At 59.0% G+C, this 8,203-nt stretch carries 7 protein-coding genes and 1 other RNA gene; 5 read left to right on the plus strand and 3 right to left on the minus strand.

Annotated features, from left to right (window positions below; all coding sequences use genetic code 11):
• The first annotated feature begins 156 nt into the window (after positions 1 to 156).
• Both ssrA and OXE05_08745 read left to right on the plus strand, forming a co-directional pair.
• Positions 157 to 530, plus strand: a transfer-messenger RNA (tmRNA) gene (gene ssrA / locus OXE05_08740).
• Positions 531 to 771: 241 nt separating this feature from the next.
• On the plus strand, positions 772 to 1,068 hold the full coding sequence (locus tag OXE05_08745; protein MCY4437401.1) for an iron-sulfur cluster assembly accessory protein: 297 nt from the start codon (positions 772 to 774) through the stop codon (positions 1,066 to 1,068).
• 500 nt (positions 1,069 to 1,568) lie between these two features.
• Here the strand turns inward: OXE05_08745 and OXE05_08750 are convergent, their stop codons facing one another.
• A complete protein-coding gene (locus OXE05_08750) occupies positions 1,569 to 2,738 on the minus strand; it encodes an iron-containing alcohol dehydrogenase (protein ID MCY4437402.1) in 1,170 nt (389 codons plus the stop codon).
• A gap of 424 nt (positions 2,739 to 3,162) precedes the next feature.
• Between OXE05_08750 and OXE05_08755 the strand changes: the two genes are divergently transcribed.
• The 3 genes from OXE05_08755 (at position 3,163) to OXE05_08765 (ending at position 6,998) form a co-directional block, all read left to right on the plus strand.
• Positions 3,163 to 4,521, plus strand: a complete 1,359-nt coding sequence (locus OXE05_08755; protein MCY4437403.1) for an ATP-binding protein — start codon at positions 3,163 to 3,165, stop codon at positions 4,519 to 4,521.
• Entirely contained in the window at positions 4,518 to 5,072 is a 555-nt protein-coding gene (locus OXE05_08760; protein MCY4437404.1) for a hypothetical protein, read from the plus strand. The genes OXE05_08755 and OXE05_08760 overlap by 4 nt, the downstream gene beginning before the upstream one ends.
• A gap of 81 nt (positions 5,073 to 5,153) precedes the next feature.
• Positions 5,154 to 6,998, plus strand: coding sequence for a Rieske (2Fe-2S) protein (locus OXE05_08765; protein ID MCY4437405.1), 1,845 nt, complete (start codon positions 5,154 to 5,156; stop codon positions 6,996 to 6,998).
• A gap of 42 nt (positions 6,999 to 7,040) precedes the next feature.
• On the opposite strand, the gene OXE05_08770 is transcribed toward OXE05_08765, so the two are convergent.
• Together OXE05_08770 and OXE05_08775 are read right to left on the minus strand one after the other, a co-directional pair.
• Positions 7,041 to 8,018 carry a hypothetical protein gene (locus tag OXE05_08770; protein MCY4437406.1) on the minus strand — a complete coding sequence of 326 codons (978 nt, stop codon included), beginning with the start codon at positions 8,016 to 8,018 and terminating at the stop codon, positions 7,041 to 7,043.
• A gap of 57 nt (positions 8,019 to 8,075) precedes the next feature.
• Positions 8,076 to 8,203, minus strand: a 128-nt coding sequence (locus OXE05_08775) for an IS5/IS1182 family transposase (protein MCY4437407.1), incomplete at its 5' end; no start/stop codon positions are given.

Here is an 8,203-nt window from a genome sequence, read left to right on the forward strand (position 1 = left end):
ATTCTCCATTTAGAAACGGCGGCTAGGCGTAGCAGCCTTGCTGCTTGGGATTCGAGCGATCACGATCCGGTGTCCGTGAAAACTGCAATTTCACTTTGAAGAATCGCTGCCGTATGGTTGCCTGGGTCGTCCGGCATGATATGATTAAGTATGTATGGGGATGAGTGGATTCGACAGGGCTGGGAGGCCTGGAACTGCGAGCCGAGGTGCTATCACCCTCGTTAATCAGATAGCAACTTTTTTAAGTGCCAACAAGCACAATTTTGCTCTCGCGGCCTAAATAGAGCTGTGACGTCCATCTGCTCTTCCTCCGGTGAGCGCAGCGTGGGCGACCTTTCAGCCGGAGTGCCGCAGTCCATGCGGATATTATCCGCCGCCTTCGGGGACTGTGAAAGACAAACGGAGGCTAATTCTCAGAGGTTTTTGTCCGCTCGTGCTCTGGGAATGAAACCCAAAAGCTGACTACGCTCGTAGAGGTTGCAGGAAGAACAGCTTTGGACGGGGAGTTCGACCCTCCCCCATCTCCACCAAAGAGACAGTCAATTGCATTTTGCCCTATAGACTACCGGCGGCTTGCACCAATTGTCCGGGCATGACGAGGCTGTCTACGTTGTGGCATGGCTGCCGCTAGACGGTGATTCTAAGTTCTTGAGACTAGTGTTTCACTGTGTGGCAGAAGACGTTAATCTGAGGCTCGTTATGCTATAATGCCGTTGCGAGGAGCTGACTCAAGAGCATTTCGCGTTAGGTTGGAAGAAAGAGAGCGACAACGTGATTACGGTTACGGACTTGGCGGCGGCTGAATTACAGCGGCTTATGACGGATAACGACATGGATGATGCCAAGCTGCGCATCTTTGTGCAGAGCGAGTGCGGCTGCGGCAAGGTGAACTTCGGCATGGGCTTCGACCAGCAGGTTGAAGATAACGATCAGGTGGTAGACTCTTCCGGGGTCGGGGTGGTGATGGATCCGCAGGCGTTCGCGGCGCTGGATGGCGCATCAGTAGAATTTGTGAGTGAAGGCGCGCGCCGCGGTTTTACCATAAGCGGGGTGGATACCGCCGGCTGAGGCGGCGGTAAATAGAAAGCCCGTGTAGGCTTTCACCAAGGCAAGATCGGACACTGAGGAGCATTCGGCTTTTCCTGGCTGAACAGGAAGCGGAATGCTCCTTTCGCTTTGTCGTCAGCAACGCGTCAGAAGTGTGCGGAATCTTGCGCTGCGGCCTGCCGTTGGCCATGATCTTGGAAAGGCGCGGTCCCAGGGGCAACAACTGCGGCGCTGCCGAAGATGTCGTGTATCCACACTGCAGCCCCTCACAGTCTGCCCATGCTGCTTGGCATCAGCGCGCTCCAGAGCGTGCCCTGCCATCCCCGGACCCTGGGCTCGCTGGAACACTTTCACCGCTCGCTCAGGTGCGAGGAGCTCACCGGCCGCAACTCTTCAATCCTCGCGCACTGCCGGCATGCATTCGACACCTGGCGCGACTTCGCAGACTGAGGGCAGCCTGATCAACCTGAAGCGCCTTCACTCTGCCCTCGATATTGAAACTCCGGTATTGCCAACAGGATCTACACGTCCGCGCGCCGGTCTTCCCAGGCATGCCAGTAGAGGGTCTCGATTTCCTCATGCGATGCTTGGCGGGGGTTGCTGGCAGCGTTGGGGTCTTGCGAGCCGTTGGCAACCATGTGGGGAAGCGCTTGGGACAATTGCTCTTTCGTTACCCCAACTTCCTGTAGTGATGCCGGTATGCCGGCCTGGGTACGCAGCTTTTTCAGGGCCTCGACGAGGCAGGCAATAGGTCTATCTCCGCCCAGGCCAAGCCGCGCGGCCAGGTCGGTGTAGAGAGTTGCGGCTGCCTGCGCGTTGAAGGCGACGACGTGCGGCAAGAGCAGCGCATTGGCGCGGCCATGGGAGATGCCGAAAGCCGGCGTGACTTGGTGCGAAAGCGCGTGGCACAGTCCCAGTCCGGCGCGCATGGTAGCGCCGGCCATGGTCGCGGCCACGTGCATCTCGGCGCGGGCCGGCGAGTTTTTTGACTGTTGCACGGAAGCGGGCAGGTGCGTCATGACTGCCGCAATCGCCGCGCTTGCCAGCCCTTGCGTCACGCGGTGGGATTCCACACAGGCGTACGATTCTACCGCATGCGCCAGCGCGTCGTAGCCGCTGTCTGCCGCCACGTGGGGCGGCATGGTGGCCGGCACGGCCGGATCGAGGATGGCCGCGTCGGGCGGGCCGGTAAAGAGAATACGTTTAACCGGGGGTTGAGCGGCGGTCTCTGTAATCACCGCTCCCCGGCTGACTTCCGAGCCGGTGCCGCTGGTGGAGGGAATGGCGATGCAAGCGATCCGGCCGGCCTCGCGCGGCGGCGGATTGAAGCCCGCGGCCACGAGCTCCGGCACGGATGTGTTTGGGGTTTCGCAAGCGGCGCGGATAGTCTTGGTGACATCCAGCGTAGAGCCGCCGCCCAGGCCGACGATCGTATCTGGCGCAAACTCCTCGGCAAGTGCCACGCCCGCGGCGCAGGTCTCCTGCGATGGGTCGGGCTCGACGGCGTCGAATATGGTCGTGGCTGCGCCCGCCTGGCGCGCCAAGCCACAAACGCGCTCGGTGAAGCCCAACTGCGTCATCGCGGGATCCGCCACCACCATCACCCGCTTGCCGCAGAGCGACGGCAGCACGTCTAACGCGCCGTCTCCAAGATGAATCTCAGTGGCGATTGAAAACGACCGGATGTCCATAAGCACTGCTCCTTCTGCTTGGAAGTAATAGCAATTTGCAAGCTGACAAGAGATTGGCAATTGCAGGAGGTTCTTTCTACCAAGCACAATGTAGCGCCGCTGGTGGAATGTCCCACCTACGCCGTAGTATAAGGCAATGCTTAGCTAGAGAATGAAGTCATCAATTCGTGGGAATTCTGGCGATAGCATGATATGTCTTTCGTGAGTGGCCCACCAGGCCCTGGTCATCCACTACTCAGCGAGTTCCCGCAGGCCGCGCCTCCTCTGGTACCATTGGATTAGTAAGAATGTTAGGGATTGGTGTAGCTTTTGCCCGCCAAACTGCACGAACTAGAGATAGCGATCACCCAAACAACAAGCCACTGAATACTAGATTGCCTTTCCGCGCAAGCGGGATGCCATCCTTTCACAATAGAGAACTGTCGTGATTACGTCGCTCCGCCTGGTCAACTTTAAGAACTTTGCCGACGAGACGCTTCACCTCGGCCCTTTTACCCTCATCGTCGGCGCCAACGCCAGCGGCAAGAGCAACATTCGTGATGCATTTCGATTCATTCTTGGCCTTAGCCTCAACTACACCTTGGCAGAGATTCTTGGTGGGAAATACGGCGCGGAATGGCAGCCGATACGTGGCGCCCCCAATGAAATCATCCGCTTTGGACAGGATGATTTCTTCTTGGAAGTCGAGATGACACCTGCAAGGCTTCTCATGCCGAGCGTAAAGAGCCTACGCTATTCTGTTCGGATCCAACGAGAAGATACTTGCGGCGGTCGCTTTCGAGTCGCAGCCGAATCATTAGCTGCTGATCCGGCTACAGCCGACTCAATAGTTTCGGGGACACTATACACTAGCAGCCTGCCGCCGGATACCAGTGCTGGGCCGCAAGAGAGAGATCTAAATCTACGCCTCTTCTTCCCAACAAAGAACAGACCAGACGAGTCGATAGATGTGGCATCGGATCGATCTGGTCTTAGCCAGTTACCCACACAGCTTTATGATCATCTCCTGGAGAGTAAGGAAAGAATCGACAGCGCAGATTGGACTAAGGAGATCCCGGGTAAGACGAAGGCGGGTTGGGGATGGCTAGAAGTCTCTCTAAAACTCTTTGGGATTCGTCTTTTCGAGATGTCACCGGAACGCATGCGGCAGCCTTCCGTCTCGGGCGCTACCAGATTGGGAGACACTGGCGACAATCTGGCCACATTGCTCGAGGCAATCTGCAGCAATCCCCAGCGCAAGAATGTCCTTCTTTCATGGTTGCATGAACTTACCCCAATGGACGTGAGTGACTTGACGTTTCCACGCGATCCCAGCGGTCGGATCCATCTCCAGATCCAGGAGGCGAACGGGAGAAGTGTGTCAGCCTATAGTGCGTCTGATGGCACGCTGCGGTTTCTTGGCATGTTGGCCGCACTGTTGAATGAGGAATTCGAGGGTCTATACTTCTTCGAGGAAATTGACAATGGCATTCATCCGGCGCGCTTACATCTATTGTTAGACCTCATCGAACGCCAAACCGCGAAAGGGAAGATTCAGGTGATTGCCACCACACATTCGCCTGACGTACTCAATCTCATTAGTGACACAACCTTTGAGAATACTTCTGTTGTATATCGCGACGAGGATTCCGCAGATGCCGTCATACGGCGGGTAGCGGAGCTACCCAATGCCAGAGAGTTGCGGAAGTCCCAGGGCTTGGGACGCCTTCACGCTGGTGGATGGATGGAGAACATCCTGTCATTCGCGGAGGCGGATAGGGAAGATCAGAAGGACAGAGAATGAAGGTCCTCCTGATCCCTGAAGACTTCCGAAACGACCAGCACATTTTGAAGCCAATCTTTGAAAGGTTGTTTCGTGAAATTGGGAGATCATCTTTGCGCGTAGAGGTTTGTCTTGACCCTTTGCTTGGCGGAGTAACTGAGGCATTGAAATCGGAGCGCTTGCAGGAAATCGTCGATCAGTACCCAAAGATAGACATCTTCATTCTTTGCGTAGACCGCGACGGAATCGTGGGTAGGCGCCAAAGGCTTGACCAGATCGAAGACGAGTTTGGAGACGCCTTCTTTGCGGAGAACGCTTGGGAAGAAATCGAGACGTGGGTACTGGCTGGATTGGAACTGCCTACAGGCTGGAGTTGGCGGGAAGTCCGCGCAGAAGTCAGTGTGAAAGAAAGATACTTTGAACCATTTGCCGCTGAGCGTAAGTTATCGGATGCGCCCGGCGGCGGTCGGAGAGAGTTAGGTGAAGAGGCTGCACGCCATATAGACGCGATCCGCTTAAAGTGCCCTGAAGACTTCGATTGCCTTGCCCGGCGTCTTGAGGCCGCAATCTGAGTGAAATAGCTGAGTGGCATGCAGAAATTGGCACTTGGAATTGAACGTATTCTGTCTAAGGTTACCCTGAAAGGACTGCCGATGGCTACAACGACACCGCGAAGTACCTCGGTTGAGCTCGAAGCTGTTGGTGAGAACGGGCTGCTCCGTGTGTCTGCGCTGGCGGACTTGCAGGAGCAGGGCGTTGTGACGGCGACGGGGCAGGGGCATACCATTGCCGTGTTCTGGCATAACGAGCAGGCGTACGCCGTGGACAATCGCTGTCCCCATATGGGCTTTCCGCTGGCGCGGGGTATCTGCGAGGACGGTGTGCTGACCTGTTACTGGCACTACGCGCGTTTCGACCTTGATTCCGGCGGCGCATTCGATATCTGGGCCGGTGACGTGCGCACCTATCCCGTTTCCGTGCGCGACGGCGCGGTGTGGGTAGACCTGCGCGAGACAGAGAACGTAGACGAGCGGTACGCGCAGGAGGCGACTCGCCTGGCAAAGGCATTGGAACAGGGCATTTCGCTCAACCAAGCAAAAGCCGTGTTGGCTTTGCTTGATCTGAAACCCGCGGACGCCACGAAGCGAATTGTCGCAACTACCGCCGCATACGGACTAAAAAGAGGATCGAGCCGCAATCCGGGGGGTTGGGGAGACGGTCTCACTATCCTCACGGCTATGGCAAACCTGCAGCCGCATCTCCTGGCAGACGACCGGCCGCTCTCCCTCTACCACGGCACGCGCCGCGTGAGCGACGACGCTATGAACCGGCAGGAGCGGATCATGCTCGATCCGCTGCCTACCGAGGCGATACCGAGCGGGCGCTTGAAGCGTTGGTTTCGGGAATACGTCGAGGTGCGCGACGCGGACGCGGCTGAGCGCACGCTGCGCACGGCCATAGCAGCGGGCTGGACGCCGGAGCAATTGCTCGACATGCTGGCCGCCGCTGCCACGGACCACTACTACCGCGACTTCTCCCACGTCATAGATACGCTGGCAAAGGCTGCGGAACTCTTGGACATCATCGGTTGGGAGCATGCTGCGGACGTGTTGCCTGCCCTCACCAGCCAGTGGGCGCAAGCGACGCGGGAAGAAGAGCGAAACACCTGGCACCGCCCGGAGAACCTTGTGGCAATTGTAGAATCGGCGGAGGCAGAGCTCGAAACAGCGATTGACCTTACGGCGCAGCCTAAGGGCGGATGGGACGACGATCTGGTCGAGGCGTTACTTGGCGACGATCCGCAGGCCGGCTCCGCTGCGCTGCTGGCGGCTTTTCGAGAGGGCTTGGCCCTGGCGGATGCAGCACAGGCGCTGGCGTATGCCGCGGCGTTGCGTCTCACGCGCTTTGCCGTCAGCAATGAGTTCGGCGATTGGGATACGGCCCTGCACCACTTCACCTACTGCGCGTCCCTGGCCCAAGTCGCCAAACGCGCGCCGTCCGTGGAACTGGCGCGCGGCGTGCTGCACGGCGCGATGGTGGTGTATCAAGCCCGCTTCCTCAATATGCCTGCGGCGCGTCTGCCTAATGCAAAGACCTTAGCAGCGTTGCCAGCCGACCCCGCTGTCTTGCAGGAACAACTGCTGGCGTACTGCGAACGGCAAGGCGGCGTGGATGAGGCCGGTGCGGTGACCTATCGCTATCTGACGCTCGGCCATGAGCCGGCGGCCTTGATTGCAACTCTTGGCCATGCGGTCCTGCGCGAAGACCCCGGCTTCCACGACTTTCAAATGCTGGAAGAAGGGGTGCACTTGGCGCAGGACCTCGCCGAATCCGGTCACGCTGATGCCTCATACCAGACGCTGGTAGCAATTGCCCGCTGGCAGGCGGCCCACGCCCCTACCCGCCGCGCCACCACGCAGACGTACACCATCGCTCGCCGCCTTCATAGAGGCGAGGCCGTGTATGCCGATGCCGATGACAACGGCAGCGGATCGTGAGAGCTTTAGCTGAGTTGAAATAGCGGCACCTGCCCGCGCTCGCTACCGGATGCGGTCTCCAGCGAGAATGAGTATGCGTGCTAAGTCCGGCATTTCTTCCACGCGGCCCGCTTCAGCGTTCCACGCCAGACGATGCCGTTGGAAATACTGCACGGTGCGGCCCAGCGTGGGGTCGTAGAGTTCCTCGGTTACGGGAAAGCCGAACCGCTCCAGGCCGCCATTGGCATTGAAGTACGCAAGAAACCCGTGCCCCACGTAGTGACCGGTCTCCGGGAAGTACTGCACCGTTGGCGGCAGTTCCTCGCTTGGTTCCGCCTCTCGCGGCTCATGCGCGTTCCACAGCGTCAACAGTTCGTCGCCCAACAGACCCAATATGACCGCATGGGGAGTGCCGGCGAGTTGCGGACGGTACTCGAATCGGGCCCTCTCGAAGTACTGCACGGTCAGCCCGGCGCGCTGAAACTCATCGGTCACCGGGTAACCGAACCGCGCCATGCCGCCATGAGCGTCGAAGTAATCTCTGAATGCGAAGCCCACGTGCTTCCCTGTGGGGTAGTAGTAGCGCAGGCCGTTCTTCAAGTCTCGGCTCGGCGGTGTTGCTGCGATCACGGCAAAGAGACCGGGCTGCTGGGTAACGCTGATCAACAGGCGGCCACTGGTGCGGGTTGGCAGCGGTTGCCACTGCTGCCGTATCGCATTCCACCGCGCCCAGTACATGTCGGCCGGCGTCACGCCCGGCGGCAGCCGCGGCCCAGGCAGGTAAGTGCTCAGTTCCAGCGGCCAGTCCAGGCGCGTGATGGCAGCGCCGGCACCATCGCGCAGAGAGAGTCTCGTGACCGTGTGGCCTACAAGGCTCTGCACCACGCCGTTGCGATACTCCCGGCGCTTAATGAACTGCCCGCCTATCCGCACCATGGGCGCCATATCCAGCATTGCCGTGGTGCTACCCACCGGCACGCGTTCGAGCGGCGCCGGCGGGGTGACAAACAGATGCGCGGTCACGAAGGCGTCCGCTACCAAGCCCCCAGGCGCCCGTATCTGCGGTAGGGGATAGACTACCCCTCCTAGGGCGTGTCGTCAAAGTAGTTTTATCCAGAGCGCCAGGGCTCTGATCTGGCAGGCAGCCAGGTAAGAGGCCGACGTTTTGGCATAGCGGGTGGCTACTGCCCGCCATTCTTTGAGATGGCGGAAGGCGTTTTCCACCA

The sequence above is a fragment of the Chloroflexota bacterium genome (assembly GCA_026710945.1).
In the GTDB taxonomy this organism is placed as follows: Bacteria; Chloroflexota; UBA11872; order VXOZ01; family VXOZ01; genus VXOZ01.